Raw genomic sequence first — 16,825 nt, forward strand, 5'->3', positions numbered from 1 at the left:
TTATAAATATAAATTAGTTAAAAAGTGTAAAAAATCTTTTTTACAAACCGGTAAATTTTAGGAATACCTTAATTGAAATAACTTAGCCATTGCTTGATTTTAATAGCGCTCTCAGATAGGATTGCCTTGATTAATAATATAAATACTATTTTGCACTTTAAAAGGTCTTATACGTTATGCCATTAAAAATGAGAAATGCTGCCAATCATCTAATAGAAGTAGCATCCGATCTATTTGCTAAATACGGTTTTGATAGCGTTTCAGTTCGCCAAATTGCCAAGGCATCTGATTTAAATATCGCTTCTATTTCATATTATTTTGGCAGTAAAGATGAACTTTATGTTGCTTGTGCAAAAGACTTAGTACGTTATCTTTTAGAGAAAATAGAAGCCTTTAATGAAAAGGACTACCCTGATGCAAATGAACGCTTAAATGCTTATCTAAAACAAAGAATTGCAACCTATCTTGATCCAAGGGCTTCAATCATTTTTAATCTATATTTACGTGAAAAACTCACACCCACTAAAGCCTATGATATTATCTTTAAAGCCATCGATGAGCTAGCAAAGCAAAGCTATGATTTATTTAAACAAACATATGGACATTTATCTGAGTATGAATTGATTACTAAACATTTAGGCCTAAGTGGTTATTTATTACTTTTAGTAACATCAAAAGAAAAGCTATTCAATGACTTAAATATAAAAAATGACACTCAAGCTATTGATATTATCTTTGATCAATTAAATCAGCTATTTCTTAAATAATTATCTTTGATTATTGTATATTTCATATTATAAAACTTATATTTTTTCAAATTGATATTTTATTCGCTTATGCAAAATTTTTTGAATAAATCTTTATAAAAAAATAACTTACAAACATTTGTTTCATGCTAATTTTTTTAACTGTCAGCGCATATATTGATCATTTGAGCATAAAAAATACATTATTTCTAAAAATTTGAATATTTTTTAATGATTTTTAGAAATATTTGCAGTATCGTTTAACAAGTAACGGACTACATCAATCATATTGCAAATACAGCAACTATAAACACCCATTATCACAACAATTACAAATAAAATAAGATTTCAATATAAAATAAACATTAAATATTGATTTATTATCTTATACAAGGTAATAAATATTAATTTTTAAAATTATTTTTGCATTGCATCACAATTAGTTATAAAATAAATCTTATTTTTTAGTGACAAATATATTTTTATTTATTATATTGGCCTTGCTAAAGGAAATTTAGTTAATAGAAATGGAGTTAATATTATGAAAAAAACATTAGGAATTGTTATTGCTAGTCTTGCTTTATCATCAACTACTGCATTTGCAGGTTTAGAGCTAAGCGGAGATGCAAGTAAATATAACAGTAATACCGTTAGCGTTTCATGCAAAAATAATGTTGGTAAAGTAGCAACGTTACCTGCTATTACAAACCAAGATGTTCCATGGTTTTTAGTCCAAGGTACTTTCTTATCAGGTGCTAATTCGGGTCACTGTACATTCACCTATACAAAGACTAACGCTTATATGGGAGAAGGCGATGTTTCTATTAGTGGCGATATGCAGCAAGGTAAAGTAAGTGATGTAAAACAGGGTGATGGATTTACTGTAACTGTTGCGCCAGATCAAACTAACTATCATGCAAAAGTGATCATTTCTGTTTCATAGACAGTCATCAGATATAAGTATTTATTTTTATAAAAAATTTTACCTTAAAAATAATAAACTAAAATATAATAAGGATTGACAGTGAAATTATATTTTAAATTTTTATTTTATTCTTTTATTTTATTTATTTTCAATGCAATAACTACTAACGTTTTTGCAAGTGCCTATCAAGTCTTTGAACAAGATGCCAGAAGCCTTGGTACTTATCATGCCGGTAGTTCAGCAACTGCAAATGATGCATCTACAGTATGGTATAACCCAGCTGGCATGACTAATTTAGAGTCACAACAGTTTAGTCTAGGTAGTGAATTTGTTAATACTCGAATTATTTATGATGGTACACAAACAAATGTTGGCCAGATTACTTCAACTACGCCTCAGCCAGTGAATAATCTTGACGGTGGTACATTTACTCCTGTACCTAATTTTTACTATGTTTTCCCTTATAAACAGTGGGCATTTGGTGTAGGTATTGTTGCACCTTTCGGTGCAGAAACTAATTATGGTAATGGCACTGCATTACAATATTCTGGTACTAAAACTCAATTACAAACAATTGACTTTATTCCAGCAATTGCCTTTAAAGTTAATGATTACCTCTCTTTTGGTATTGGTGCTGATATTACCTATGTTAGGGGTGAATTTGATAATTCTTTTGCTTATATCAATGATAGCTTTGCCCCTACCAATATTTATGTAACAAATCGCGGTGATGACTGGACTTTTGGTACTCATATTGGAACCTTAGTTAATATTAATAAAAACAATCGTATTGGGTTAGTCTATCACTCAAAAATGACGGCCAATTTAACTGGCTACACTAAAATGTCTGGTGATACTTCAGGTGTGACGATTATTGGCTCACCTACATCAGGCTATAACTTTAGTACACAAATTATCCTACCTGCATGGTGGGACTTAGGTTATTATTCTCGTTTAAGCGATCGACTTTCTCTAATGGCTTCGGTTATTTACACTCAATGGAACTCAGTTCAACAAACCGAATTAAAAAATGTAGTCACACCATTTGGTACTTCATATCAAAATGTTCTCATTATTCAAGATTTTAAAAACACTTGGAACTTCTCACTTGGTGCTACTTTTGATATAACACCAAAATGGCAAATTAAAGCAGGTGTTGGTTATGATATGACTCCGACAACAGATGAGTATAGAAATATACAAATACCTGATCAAAACCGCTTTATTTTAGCAACAGGTATTGAATATACACCAATTGAATCATTAACGATTGCATTATCTTATGCACACTTCTTTGTTAAAGATGCATCGATTAATGTGACCCAAGAAATTACTGGCACTTTCCAAACAACTAATGGCACAGTTAAGTCCTCTGCTGATTTAGTCGGTTTACAATTAATTTGGAGAATATAGATAATAACTAAAAATTAACTACTAACAAATCGATCGATTAATGCTTTTAGATGTTGTGCATCTGTACCACAGCAACCGCCTATGATTTTAAGTTTTGCGTAATTTTGTAATTGATAAATATCATCTGCAAAATCACAAGGACTATCTGCCTCAGGGGAGGTTAGTTTTAATAGCGCCTCAGGTGGCTTTGAAGAGCCATTAGCTTTAATCCCTATAATATAACCAGCTAACTTTGGATTTTCTGATAATACTACTTTAGCAACACTTGGGTGTGTACAACCAATAATATAACCAATGGGCTTTCTATTCGTAGCATTTTCAATTTCATCAATTAATTGATTAATGGACATACCATCAAGTAACGCCCCTTCTTTATTTAAGACAAACCCAACGCTATAATCACAATTTGTTTGACTGGCTGCAATTGCAGCACCAATGCACTCAACTCCCCCAGGCATTGCTGCAATAGAGATTAAATCTACGCCAGCAGTAACCACTGCATTAATTTGTTCGCTATGATAATTAATCTCAGCTTCTAAATCCGTTATTTTATCAGGGGTAAAACCTGCAAACTTAGGTCCAATCGGTGCCGTAATAACTATTTTTTCTGCAAAGTCTTTATATTCGCTACTAATAGATCGAACAAAGTCTATGCATTTTTGATTAATCAGATTGATATAAGCTAAATCATCTTGAAGAGCTAAACGTTGACAGTGTTCCTTTGATGCTCTAAATGTTGGTGCATTTAATATAATTGGTACATTCGCTGAGATAGCAACTTCAATATCTCTACGATAAAGCTCTCTTAATGCATCTTTGCCCTTTTGTGTTTCTAATAAACGAAAAATTGACATTTCTTTATCTAAAGGTAAGTTCCAACCATACTCAACTCTTGTTTCCATTGGACCATCATAAAAAATATAGTCATATATTTTTAATAAGTTTGATAACTTCATGTTACACCCCACTTCGATATAATATGATACTTGATAAAATAAGGATTCCGCCACCAATAGCAATGAGTGTTGCTGTTGTTAATAAGCTTAAACTATTTGCACTTAAGCCTGTAATGATCCAAGCAACTGCCATTACAGAGCCTGAAATACCCATAACCCAGCCCTGTAATTGATCATTCACTGCATTAGAGAATAAAGTTAATAAGCTTGAAAATGCCATCATGTCAAATACAGCAATGAATACGGCAAGTGGCCATTGTAATAATTCAACTGTAATCATAGCTGAGACTAATTGTAAAAATCCGGTTAAAAATAGTGTAATAATCGCGATTGATCTAGGTTTAAAATAACGTAATGCCAGCGGTATACCAATTAAAATACCTAAAGCAAAGCCTAAGCCAAGCATACCTTGTAATGCGCCTAACTGCCAATTTGAATAATGATGTACATATTTCATATGCACAATAATAAATTGAAAATAAATACTAAAGCCAACTTGCATTAATAGAAAAACTAACGCTAATCTACAAATCGTTTTATGATAGAAAGCCTCTATAAAGATTTGTATTGGTCTTATTAATGACAATTTTTTGTGACTGACAACAACATGAGTATCTTTAAAAAAGAACAACCAAATAACGGCAATTAATGCTAAAGTAGCGGCAACAATAAATGGTGTTGCATAATTAAACCACCCAACTAGCGCCTGATCTGACATCACTCCCCCAATTAATGGCCCTAAGACCACACCAACGCTATAGCTCATTGAGATTAAAGCCATATTTTTTGCTTTATTCTTATTAGTACTAATATCAGCAATACAGGCTTGTGCAATTGGCTGACTTCCTGCAGCTAAGCCTGATAAACCTCTACCTAAAAAAAGCAACCATAAGCTTTGTGCTAGAACACCTACTGCCATTAAACAAAAACTTAATGATATGCCAAACATACAAATAAGTAAGACCCTTTTACGCCCCCAAACATCAGATAAGTCACCCATAAAAGAGGCACCAAAAAACATACATAAAGGATATAGCATATAACCAAGCCCTAAATAAAAATGACGTAAGCTGCCGGTCGCATCTATTGGTAAAACGGGACTATTGGCTGCTGTAAATAATGCAGCAAGTGTTGGATAAACTAAGCCAAAGCCTAACGCATCGATTATAATTGCAAAAAAACACGGCGCAATTTTTTTTAACATCATCATCCTTTGAGTTGTAATCAATCTCTAAAACTATCTACAAAATAAAAGTTTAATTCAGCCATTTCAATAAGGATTAATCTTTAGTCAATAATTTTTTTCTCATGCAAGCGCCATCAAACTAAGTTATTCACTAATCATATGGTTAGTTAAACTAAATATAAAAAAATAAAAAATCCATTAAAATCATAATTAATTAGCGAAAAACTATAAATTATGTTTAATATAACTAACCTTAAATTCCGTTATTAATATGAAAAATTTAATTCGATTTGATAAACTACGACAATTATGTTGTATCTTATTACCTAGCGCAAGTATTGCTTTTATAACACACCAAGACTTCTGGTTATTAGCAGCCTTTTATGCTGTTTGTAGTATTATTCCCTACTCAGAGCATAAAAACTTAAAATTTGCCTTATTGATGTTAGTTGGCTTATTTCTAGCGACAGAAGTACTGTCTTATTTAATCATTCAATACCCACTTATATTTATCATAAGCTTAGTTATTATTGGTTTTATCATCAGTGTTATTGAAAAAAATAAACCATCCTATCGCCCAATTAGTGCCTATTTATTTATTGGACTTATCTATTCTAGTTTTGAGATTAATCATTACTTTATACATCGAAGTTTAGATGTTATAAGCCTTATTTTTCTATTAAGCTTAACAAGCTTATTTTTAGGTATTTTATTTGAAACACATCATACACAGAAATTAGCAATTAGTTTTAAACTAAAAAAAACAGATTCACTAGATTATTTAGCTTATCCAACTGTCTTAATGATAACACTTGTTTTATGGTATCTCTTTAACATACCACAACCACAATGGTTTATTTGGTCGGCATTAACCGTTACAAGCCTAAATATCGATCAAACACATCAAAAATTGATCAAACGACTTAAAGGAGCATCTATTGGATTACCACTTGGCATCATCAGTATTTTTATAATTCAATTATTATGCGCACCATACAGCCATCTTCTGCAATTAATACATTACCTTAGCTTTATGGGTATCATTTTAAGTTTAAGAGCATTTAAACACTATATTCATGGTTTTGCCGTGCGTTGTTTTTTTATTAGCCTTTTTGCCAGTGATTATTTTATTTCAATTAGCTTAAATCGTATTTGTGATGTCCTATTAGGCGGACTCATTGGCTATTCTTTAAGTTATAGCTTAAATCATCTTAAATTGTTGCAAAAACACATTTATTAAAATTACATTTGTTTAATATGAATCAAATATTTATGATTTATTTTTTTGTGATTATTTTATAATAACGCTATTTATTTTTATAACTGATCTATGCTAGCTTAATTTTTGGTTCGATTGTTTTTTAATCAAAGTTAACGCTATAAGTTTAGATTAAGCATCGGACAGATCAAAAGGAATTTTAATCGACTAAACAACAAGGAGTCTTAAAAAGATGAAAAAGTTATTAGCGGGTGCAATTGGCTCAATACTATGCTTAAGTGCAACAGGGTTTGCCTCAGACTTAAGTTTTACAGTGAAGTTAAAAGATAATGCTAATATCAATTCGATTAATGCATTAGATACTTCAAGCCTTCAATCGATTGCCAAGCTTAGCAATGTACAAAAGCAAAATAATCAATATGTCTTTGTTTTTAAAACCAATGATAATGCACAGTCATTAAGCACAAATAATGCCAACACACAAGAAGCTGATAACTTTCATAAAGCCATGGAAATTACACGAGCATTACAAAAAGATGACTCAATTGAGTATGCTGTTTATCGTGGTATTAAAATGAAAGCAATTGGTCTAAACCCACCTAATTTAGTCGTTAAAGATGCAACGATTTCAGGTTCAGGTAGCCGTTGGGATGAACAATGGGATATGCATGGCCCATATAGTGTTCATGCAGATAGCGCATGGGATCAACTGAAAAATAAAAATCTCTCTGATGTAACTGTTGCTATTACCGATACTGGTATTGCGTCTAATGCACCGACTGACATCAATAACCGAGTCATTCGAGGATTGTATTTTAGTCAAAGTGGTTCAGAGCCTGTCACCTTTACCAATGATCCAACAGATCATGGTCCTGGTAGTGGTTTCCATGGTACACATGTTGCTGGTACCATTGGTGCTCAAGGTCCAGTTGTCCTTGGTGTTACAGCTAAAGCACCTTCGGTTAAATTAGTAGCCGTTAAAGTATTAAGTGATAGTGGCTCTGGTAGTTTTGATGCTGTTGATGCTGGTGTTGAATGGGCAGTTGGTGCAAATCCAGGTTACGATATGATTCCAACAAGTGCACCTGTTAATGAACATCCAGCACAAGTTGTTAATTTATCTCTTGGCGCACAGAAACAACCATGGACTAGTGATAAAGATTGGAATACATTTGCTCAAGAGTATTGTAAAAAATGGCAATATGTTGTTGATGCAGCTCATCAACATAATGCAACTTTAGTAATTGCTGCAGGTAATGGTAACTACTTTGGTCCAACTGATGTCTCTGAATCTTTACCTGCCGGCTGTACTAGTGGTGACTCTGTGATTGTCTCAGCAACAGGTCCAGAAGGTGAAATGGCATTTTACTCTAATACGGCCAATAACCCAAAAACTGTTGGTAATAACTTCCCAGTCAAAGCACCTGGTGGCAATGACTCAGATCGCAAGCACACTGAAAAAGAAATTTTATCAACGATTAATAACGGCTATGGCTTTATGCAGGGTACTTCTATGGCAACACCTCATGTTGTGGGTGTCGCAGCATTAGTTTACGCTGTTAATAGCGGTATTAATTATCAAGATGTACAGAAAAAACTACAGTCTAGCACAACTGACGGTATATTAGATGCATCAATTGCTGTCAATTAAAAAATATTAAAAAAAGCGGGGGGATAAATTATTTTTCTATTCAATTACAACTTGATAAAAACATATCCACTAAAATTCACTACACTTAACTTACATAATGTACGATTGATGTGTAGATAAGGAGTTTTTTGATGAGTTTGACATTCCAAGAGATAAAAAATAATCAAACTGTACCTGTGATTATTGCCAATGAATTAGGCATTGTAACTTTTGTCAATGATCAATTTAGCCATGTATTTGGTTGGCGCTATGATGAAATTGAAGGTGAACCATTAACGTTAATTATTCCTGAGCATTTACATGATGCCCATCATCTTGGATTCGCCCGCTTTATTACAACAGGTAAAGGCAGTATTTTAGGACAAGCATTGGATTTATTAGCTGTTAATAAAAATGGCGATGAATTTAACGCAGAGCATGTGATCTGTGCTGAAAAAATAGATGGTCAGTGGCATGTTGCCGCAACGATTACACCTTATAAGTAGATATCTATGAATAGGGAAACACTCAAAGTTCTCAGTAATCTACAAAATACCTTAAGTAATGTAGAGTTAGCTTTTAGTATTATTAATGAAGCAATTTGCTGGGTAGATGCAAAGTGGCGAATTCAGTGGTGTAATAAAACATTTGATACACTAACACAAAAACCACATATACTCGTACTTGGATCAAATTTTAATGAGATTATTAACTTAAAAAAAGATGATCAACCATTTTTTTTAGAACAGTATCTACATAATCAAAAGAAAAAAAACCTCAATGACTTAAAATTAGAGTGCCAAATAGAACTTAATCAAGACCAATTAATTTATGAAATTACTTATAAAGCAACCACTGTTTTAAATGATATTCCAGTATCTGTTATCGTACTAAGAGATATTACTCAGGAAAAAAACTATCAAAGAAAGCTTGCCCTTGCAGAAAGACAAGCGGGTATGAAAGATATGGCCAGTAGTGTATTACATAATATCGGTAATGTATTAAATAGTATTATTACCTCAATCACTATGATTAATAAACAACTTAAACAAAACAAATCACCGCAATTAATTCAATTAACACAATTTTTAGAGGATAATAAAGGAAAGTTAGGCCCTTTTTTTTCAGAAGATATAAAAGGTAAACATGTATTAGAATACTTATATGCTTTATCACAAAATTTAGCTAGAGAACACTCTGAAATAGAAAAATATATCCATCAATTAACCAAACATGTCACACATGTAACACATATCGTTAAAGCACAAAATGCTATGTCAAAACTTGGCGGTGTTGCTGAAGAGATTAAATTAGAAGATATTATTTGTGATGCCTTAGCCATTAACCAAGTGATGATTAAAGCATCCAATATTCATGTAACTCAAGAAACCGGTGAAGTCAAAACACCTATTTCTGATCAAGTCAAAATCATGCAAATTCTAGTTAATTTAATTAAAAACAGTATTGAAGCATTGAATGAGTGCAATGAAAGTTCAAATAAACAACTCATAGTAAACCTTAAACATAAAAATAAACATACCTTTCAAATTTATGTCAAAGACAATGGCATAGGATTAGATAAAACTAAGGTTAAAAATTTATTTAAAGCAAATTTTACCACTAAAAGGCAAGGTCATGGATTAGGGCTGCATGCATCAGCCATTGCAGCAAAAGAACTAGGTGGTGCTTTATATGCTAATAGTGATGGTGTTGGCAAAGGTATGACAATGATATTAGAACTACCTTATGAAATACCTAAAGATAAATATACTATAATTAAAAATTTGTAATATATAGTTTTATGATTAATCAAGAGGTAGATTGTGAATAAACCAAGTTACAGGGTTATTGTCATTGATGATACCGCATCGATTCATGATGATTTCAAACAAATATTTTCACCGACAGATCATGATAGTGATCTCAACCAACTTGAAAATTTAATCTTTGAAAAGAATAATACAACACAAACTAAAGTATTACCCTTAGTCGATATTCAAATTGATTCAGCCTATTCTGGCGAAGAAGGCATTAAGCTTGTCAAACAGGCAACTAAAAAAACAATACCCTATTCAGTCGCCATTGTCGATATTCGCATGCCAGGTGGTATTGATGGTGTACAAACAGCCGTAGAGTTATTACAAATAGAGCCTAATTTACAAATTGTTTTTTGTTCAGCTTATTCGGACTATGACTGGGAAGATATGATTACTATCTTAAAGTCACCTGAACGCTGGATAATCCTTAAAAAACCATTTGAGGCCATTGAAGCACAACAGTTAATTTTGTCACTCTGTGAAAAATGGCTATTATTACTCGATATGAAAAACCAAATTGAATCACAAACGCTTGAGTTAAAAAAACAAATCTACCAGCTAAACCAAGCAAAAGAAGAAATTAATTTTTTAGCCTATTATGATTCATTAACTCAACTACCTAACCGGTTGTTTTTTAACGAGCTATTAAAAGATAGTATTGCGCAAGCCAACCATAATAACACATTGGTTGCTTTATTTTTTCTCGATATTGATAATTTCAAAAAAATCAATGATACTTATGGTCATAATGTTGGTGACAAGCTACTAGCTAAGATTGCTCAACGCTTAAAAAAGTCATTACGTAAAAATGACATACTAGGACGCTATCATTCAGAAGTTAAAGATCATCCCGTTGTCTGTTCTCGCTTAGGTGGTGATGAATTTGTTATCACTTTTAAGAATTTAAACCATGGCTATGATGTCTTAACCATTGCCCAACGAATTAGTAATGCCATTTCAAAACAGGCTTTTTCAATTGGTAAAAAAAATCTTATTATCAGCACAAGCATTGGAATTGCAGTATATCCTATCGATGCTAAAAGACCTGATACTTTATTAAAAAATGCTGATATTGCCATGTATCAAGCTAAAAACAGTGGTAAAAATCGCGTTGTGATGCATAACAAAAAACTCAATAATAAAATTATTCATAAACATGCGATGATTCAAGATATCCATCAAGGATTAATAAAAAATGAATTTTTTGTTGAATACCAGCCTAAACTTTCACTTAAAAATAAAGAGATTGTTGGTGCTGAGGCTCTTGTAAGATGGAAGCATCCTAAAAAAGGTTTGTTAATGCCAGGCAGCTTTATTAATGTTGCTGAAGAATCTGATTTGATTGTGCATTTAGATCAATATGTTTTAAAAGAAGTATGTCAACAAATTCAACTATGGCATAAAAATAAACTGCTAGAAAATATTCGAATCTCTGTTAATGCTTCAGCACGATTTTTAAGTGAAGAACACTTTGTTAGTATTATTAATAATATGCTAACTCAATACAAAATTTCACCACAAAATTTAGAAATTGAAATTACAGAGTCTAAATTGATTCAATCTTATGATGATATTCTTAAAAAACTAACGGATATACGCAAAATTTTAGGTGACTCACTTAAGGTATCTGTTGATGATTTTGGTGTTGGTTATTCATCTTTAAGCTACTTAAATGAGCTACCTGTAGATATTGTTAAAATTGATCGTTCCTTCATATCAAAAGTCGCTACAAATGACGACAAACAGCCAATCATCAAGGCAATTATTGAACTATCACATGCGCTAAATTATCATGTAATTGCCGAAGGCGTTGAAAATCAAGTACAATATGATTTCTTAAAACAGCATCAATGCGACTCAATGCAAGGCTATCTTTTATCAAAGTCAATGCCGCCTGATGACTTTGTCGAATTTATTAAAAACTGGCAACACCAACCTTCTAACTTAAAAGAATAGTTTATTATTAGGTACTTTTTTATTTTATAAGCCTAATCTATCGCTTAAAATAACAACTTATTTAAACGATTTAACTGATCTTATTTATGGATATTATTGATCAAGCACAACGCCAAAAAGCATTAGATATTAGCCAGTCCTTTATCGTTCAAGCACCAGCAGGCTCAGGTAAAACAGAATTACTATCACAACGATTTCTAACACTTTTAAGTGCCGTAAAAAAACCTGAATCCATTATTGCCATTACTTTTACCAATAAAGCTCAATCTGAAATGCACCGACGCATTATTGAAGCGTTAAGCTTAGCTAAGGCAAATAAAATACCCCTAGATAAGCATAAGAAAAAAACCTATGATTTAGCACAAAAAGTACTACTTCAAGATCAAAAATACAACTGGCAATTATTAGAAAACCCTAATCGACTTTCAATTACAACGATTGATGCACTCTCACTGAAACTAACGATGATGATGCCTGAAAGATCTCAATTTTTAACCAACGTTGAAATTGCACAGGATATCAATACAATCTATCGTCAAGCCATTGATATGATGCTAGAAGAAATTAACTTACAACACCCTAAATACCAACAATTAAATAACGTATTAAATCATTTAGATAATAATTTAACTCAATTTTATGATCTTATTATTCGTATGCTTATAATAAGAGAGCAGTGGTTACAAGCGCTAGTTAATGCCAATGAACAACTACGAAAATCAACCTTAGAAAATAATTTTGCTCAAATAATAAAAACATATTTAACTGAACTTTATCAATACTTAGAACCCTATCATGACGACTTAGAAGATTTATCTAGCTATGCAGCTAAGAATCTTGCCATTGATATGGAAAATCAAAAACTTTCAGTAGACTTAGATAATTTAAAACGATGGCAATTTTTAATTAACCATTTACTTATTACCAAAGATAATACTTTAAAAAAACGTCTGACTAAAAATGATGGCTTTCCCACATCAAGCACCAAAAAGGATGAAAAGGCTCATCAAAAACAACAAAAATCAAAACTGTTAGATATCTTAAGTGTATTAGGTGAGTCCGACGATGTTAACAGGTTAATCGAACTGTGTACTGATTTAAAATCGATTTCATTAATCTATGACCCAAGTCAATGGCAAATACTTACAGATATCATTGATATATTACTCTTATCGGCACAGTACCTTTACCTTAAATTTTCTCAAAGTCACAAGGTTGACTTTAGTGAAGTTGCAATTAAAGCAATTACAGCATTAGGTTATAAAGATGATCCAACTGATTTAATGCTATATCTTGATTATGCAATTGAGCATTTATTAGTTGATGAGTTTCAAGATACTTCTAAACTACAGTATGAACTCATCAAATCACTAACCTGTGGCTGGCAACAAGGTGATGGACGTAGCTTATTTTTAGTTGGTGATCCGATGCAATCAATTTACCGCTTTCGCCAAGCTGAGGTTGAATTATTTTTAAATGCTAAAGATGGTATTGGTGATCTCTTATTAACCCCACTGTATCTTCAATGTAACTTTAGATCAGATAAAACAATCATCGATTGGGTTAATCATACCTTTAGGCAAATTTTTCCTAAAGTTGATCAAAAAGCATTCGGTGCAATTAGCTATCACCCATCAGAAGCTGTCTTTCAACATCAACAGCAATCGAATATTTCATTAGTTAGCATTGCGAATGATCATCGTGAAGCAGAAAAAATCATTGAAATTATTAAACAACACCAAGTAACCAGCCCAAAAATAACTATTGGTATTTTAGCCCGCTCAAGAAATCATCTTAATCAAATTATTCAACAATTAAAGTTAGCCAATATTCCTTACAACGAAACAGAAATTGAATCATTGTATCACTTAGCGGTAATCGAAGACTTACTGGCATTATTAGAAGTTATTTTATCTCCAGCTGAAAAATTAAGCTTAACAAAACTACTCACTTCTCGCTTATTTGGTATCGACTTTAATCGCATTGAATTATTATTAAAGGAGTTTGATGAGTCTTCCTATCATAGCATTAGCTATTATCTATTCAATTCAACAATAACTGACTTAACCCTAAGCGATCACTTTAAAGATCAACTATTAATGCTGAATAAAGCGATAAATGAGCGATTTAAACTACCCTTATCGATAGTATTACATAATCTATGGCTGAGTTTAAATGGGCCTAGTTATTATCCGAAAAATCAACTTGATGAGATCGAAAAATTCTTTGAACTACTATCTAGCTTTGAAGATTGTGGTCATCTAATCGATAAACAAGCCTTTTATCAACAATTGAAAACTTTACGCTCTTCTAAATGTTCAGATGCAAGCATTGATGTTATGACCATTCATAAAGCAAAAGGCTTAGAGTTTGATATTGTTATCCTACCGGGATTAAATAAAGCACCCAAAGCTAATGACCATCAATTATTAAACTATGATTATTACCATGATGATAATCATCAGTTTCGCCTATTACTGGCAAGTAAAGCACATCGTTGGCAAAAACATGCCAATGCCTTTTATCAACTAATTACCGATAATAATAACCGACGTCTAGCTTATGAGACTGATCGCTTATTATATGTTGCTGCCACTCGAGCAAAGTCCTATCTTTATTGTTTTGCAGCTTTTGATATTGACCATGTTAAGGCAAATAAACGCTCTTTTTTTAGCTCGCTTTATCCTGCAACAGCTAATCATTGGCAAGCTGATCAATCCAATAAAGAATTAAGTCAAATAAATCATCAAAATCAAATATTTCAACGCAAATTATTACAAGCAATAAAGCCACCAACTTTAATTCCATTAGATCATGATAATCTTAATGAAAATAATCTACCTGAGCCTTTTGATATTTTTAAACTAGAAGGTCAAATACTCGGTAATACTATCCATTATTTATTAGAGCAATTAATAAAACAACAAGCTTGGTTAGCTTACCCCAATGAAACTTACCTTAATCATTTAATCACGACACAACTACATCTTGCTGGTATTGAAAAAACACAGGCTTTAATATTAAAAGAAATCATTCATCAAGCAGTAGGTAATACATTAAATAATAAAAAGCTAAACCAATACTTTTCTCAAGCAAAGCAAATCTTTTGTGAATATAGCTTATATCATATAGCACCAACATTTAAAGAGAAGCTTCAAAAGTCAATTATTGATTTACTTGTAATAGATAAACAAAATAATATCGTTATTATCGATTATAAAACAACACATTATAATAATGATAACAATGATTCGCTTGATAGATTTATCAGTGACGAGATTAATCAGCATAAAGATCAAATAAAACGTTATCATTACTTAATAAGAGAGCATTTATCTAATCAATCGATTAAAACCTTTCTTTATTTCCCTATCTTAGATCATTTAGAGTCAATTTCGATATAAATAAATTATACATCCAATGATTTGGATGTTTTTATAATTATGCGTCTTGTTATAAAGCAAATAATGCTACCAACAATTGCTAATACTATAAAAACTAACATCCCATCGTTCATATTCGCTTTTGATAAGCCAATATTCGCATCAATGCTTATATGCGAAGATATTAAACCTGCAATCTTACCGCCTAAGCCAATAGTGACAAGCCAAATCCCCATATAGAGTGATACATACTTTGGTGGTGCAATTTTGGTCACTAGAGATAAACCAATTGCCGAAAGTGATAACTCACTAATTGCTAACATTAAAAAACCAACAACAATAATAATAGCAGGTATCTTATGATCGCCTGGAGACGTTGCAATTGAGAAATAAAATAAAATAAACATTAAAGTCATAATCACAAAAGCAACGTTAAACTTATCGATATCATTGACAGGAATTCCGCGTTTACCAAAGCTTAACCAAATCTTACCCATTACAGCACCAAAAAGTAAGACACCTAATGATTCAACACTTAAAAATTGCGAATTATTAATCGTAATACCAAAAAGGCTATGATCGACACAATGGGCAATAAATAATAATATTGATATAAAAATCTGAAAATATAATGCCCAATAAAGAATTGATAATAAATAAAAAATACCTGCAACAATCACTTGGCGCCAATACTTCTTCTGAGCAGATATTACCATGATGGCAACGGCTAAAACTGCCGCTAATAAAATAGCTAAGTTCGCAATATCAGGATGTCTTAATAATGCATAAACAATGCCAATATAAACGATAATAATAATTGCTGTTGCCAACACTTTCTTAAATGTTAATTTTACATCACTGATATAGCTTTTAAGTATAAAAAAGCCACTTAAAAGTAATAACAACATAAAAATCGACACAGCAATGCTTGAATAAAAAGGTGCTGAAAATCCATAGGCATTCTTTAGCGCAGATGCAACAAAAAGTGCAAAAAATGAACCTAAGTTAATGCCAACATAAAAAATATTAAAACCAAAGTCACGATGACTATCTGATAAACCTGAGCGATCATAAAATCTGCCAATAAATGATGAAATATTCGATTTAATCAACCCTGTACTAATCGAGATAAATGCTAGACCTAAAAACATCATATTTTCATTGGTTGATAATGCCAAAATACTGCTGCCAATAATCATAAATATCGAACCTAGAAAGGCAGCACGATAATAATTGATTAACTTATCTGCAATATAGCCACCGACAAGTGCTGAAATATAAATCATTGCAAGTACAGTACCAACTAATGATGCACTGACATGTTGAGAGATACCAAAGCGCTCAATTAAAAAGAAAATTAATAATGACTGAATGACATAATAACCATAGCGCTCACCAAATTCAGTTAGGCTTGCTATGGTTAAGACTTTAGCTTGATCACTGTTTTGACTCATTAGTTTTATTCATTGTTATACTTTACACTATGCTCAATCATAGGATTAATTGATCTAAATAGCAATCTTAAGCTTCAAATGACAAAAATAAGCAAACCACAATTACATAAATAAAATATAATTATTTAATTAAAAATAAA

12 protein-coding genes are annotated in these 16,825 nt (G+C 31.8%); 9 read left to right on the forward strand and 3 right to left on the reverse strand.

Annotation, left to right across the window (positions count from 1 at the left end; genetic code table 11):
- Positions 1-176 precede the first annotated feature (176 nt).
- The 3 genes from KFE69_13860 to KFE69_13870 all read left to right on the forward strand — a co-directional run bounded on the left by KFE69_13860 (position 177) and on the right by KFE69_13870 (position 3,084).
- Positions 177-767, forward strand: a complete 591-nt coding sequence (locus KFE69_13860; protein UTW42533.1) for a TetR family transcriptional regulator — start codon at positions 177-179, stop codon at positions 765-767.
- A gap of 520 nt (positions 768-1,287) precedes the next feature.
- Positions 1,288-1,689, forward strand: a complete 402-nt coding sequence (locus KFE69_13865) for a hypothetical protein (GenBank protein UTW42534.1) — start codon at positions 1,288-1,290, stop codon at positions 1,687-1,689.
- Positions 1,690-1,770: 81 nt separating this feature from the next.
- Entirely contained in the window at positions 1,771-3,084 is a 1,314-nt protein-coding gene (locus tag KFE69_13870; protein UTW42535.1) for an outer membrane protein transport protein, read from the forward strand.
- Between the two features lie 14 nt (positions 3,085-3,098).
- Here the strand turns inward: KFE69_13870 and KFE69_13875 are convergent, their stop codons facing one another.
- Entirely contained in the window at positions 3,099-4,040 is a 942-nt protein-coding gene (locus KFE69_13875) for a homocysteine S-methyltransferase family protein (protein ID UTW42536.1), read from the reverse strand.
- Position 4,041: 1 nt separating this feature from the next.
- Positions 4,042-5,244: an MFS transporter gene (locus tag KFE69_13880; GenBank protein UTW42537.1), complete on the reverse strand. Its 1,203-nt coding sequence runs from the start codon at positions 5,242-5,244 to the stop codon at positions 4,042-4,044.
- A gap of 253 nt (positions 5,245-5,497) precedes the next feature.
- On the opposite strand from KFE69_13880, the gene KFE69_13885 reads away from it, so the two are divergent.
- The 6 genes from KFE69_13885 (at position 5,498) to KFE69_13910 (ending at position 15,252) form a co-directional block, all read left to right on the forward strand.
- On the forward strand, positions 5,498-6,466 hold the full coding sequence (locus KFE69_13885) for an FUSC family protein (protein UTW42538.1): 969 nt from the start codon (positions 5,498-5,500) through the stop codon (positions 6,464-6,466).
- A 211-nt stretch (positions 6,467-6,677) separates the two neighbouring features.
- The gene (locus KFE69_13890; protein ID UTW42539.1) at positions 6,678-8,096 is read left to right on the forward strand and encodes a S8 family serine peptidase; all 1,419 of its coding nucleotides are present in this window, start codon (positions 6,678-6,680) and stop codon (positions 8,094-8,096) included.
- 131 nt (positions 8,097-8,227) lie between these two features.
- Entirely contained in the window at positions 8,228-8,581 is a 354-nt protein-coding gene (locus KFE69_13895; protein UTW42540.1) for a PAS domain-containing protein, read from the forward strand.
- 6 nt (positions 8,582-8,587) lie between these two features.
- Complete coding sequence (locus KFE69_13900; GenBank protein ID UTW42541.1) at positions 8,588-9,865, forward strand: ATP-binding protein; 1,278 nt, start codon at positions 8,588-8,590, stop codon at positions 9,863-9,865.
- Between the two features lie 33 nt (positions 9,866-9,898).
- Positions 9,899-11,848, forward strand: coding sequence for an EAL domain-containing protein (locus KFE69_13905; protein UTW42542.1), 1,950 nt, complete (start codon positions 9,899-9,901; stop codon positions 11,846-11,848).
- Between the two features lie 86 nt (positions 11,849-11,934).
- A complete protein-coding gene (locus tag KFE69_13910; GenBank protein UTW42543.1) occupies positions 11,935-15,252 on the forward strand; it encodes a UvrD-helicase domain-containing protein in 3,318 nt (1,105 codons plus the stop codon).
- A 5-nt stretch (positions 15,253-15,257) separates the two neighbouring features.
- Here the strand turns inward: KFE69_13910 and KFE69_13915 are convergent, their stop codons facing one another.
- Positions 15,258-16,685, reverse strand: coding sequence for a peptide MFS transporter (locus tag KFE69_13915; GenBank protein UTW42544.1), 1,428 nt, complete (start codon positions 16,683-16,685; stop codon positions 15,258-15,260).
- Between the last annotated feature and the right edge of the window lie 140 nt (positions 16,686-16,825).

The organism is bacterium SCSIO 12844 (assembly GCA_024397935.1).
In the GTDB taxonomy this organism is placed as follows: Bacteria; Pseudomonadota; Gammaproteobacteria; order Francisellales; family Francisellaceae; genus M0027.

What these genes read in the sequence shown, in the direction of transcription:
- KFE69_13860 (UTW42533.1), top strand. Translation starts at nt 177, where the DNA reads ATGCCATTAAAAATGAGAAATGCTGCCAATCATCTAATAGAAGTAGCA.
- KFE69_13865 (UTW42534.1), top strand. Translation starts at nt 1,288, where the DNA reads ATGAAAAAAACATTAGGAATTGTTATTGCTAGTCTTGCTTTATCATCA.
- KFE69_13875 (UTW42536.1), bottom strand. Translation starts at nt 4,040, where the DNA reads ATGAAGTTATCAAACTTATTAAAAATATATGACTATATTTTTTATGAT.
- KFE69_13880 (UTW42537.1), bottom strand. Translation starts at nt 5,244, where the DNA reads ATGTTAAAAAAAATTGCGCCGTGTTTTTTTGCAATTATAATCGATGCG.
- KFE69_13885 (UTW42538.1), top strand. Translation starts at nt 5,498, where the DNA reads ATGAAAAATTTAATTCGATTTGATAAACTACGACAATTATGTTGTATC.
- KFE69_13890 (UTW42539.1), top strand. Translation starts at nt 6,678, where the DNA reads ATGAAAAAGTTATTAGCGGGTGCAATTGGCTCAATACTATGCTTAAGT.
- KFE69_13895 (UTW42540.1), top strand. Translation starts at nt 8,228, where the DNA reads ATGAGTTTGACATTCCAAGAGATAAAAAATAATCAAACTGTACCTGTG.
- KFE69_13900 (UTW42541.1), top strand. Translation starts at nt 8,588, where the DNA reads ATGAATAGGGAAACACTCAAAGTTCTCAGTAATCTACAAAATACCTTA.
- KFE69_13910 (UTW42543.1), top strand. Translation starts at nt 11,935, where the DNA reads ATGGATATTATTGATCAAGCACAACGCCAAAAAGCATTAGATATTAGC.
- KFE69_13915 (UTW42544.1), bottom strand. Translation starts at nt 16,685, where the DNA reads ATGAGTCAAAACAGTGATCAAGCTAAAGTCTTAACCATAGCAAGCCTA.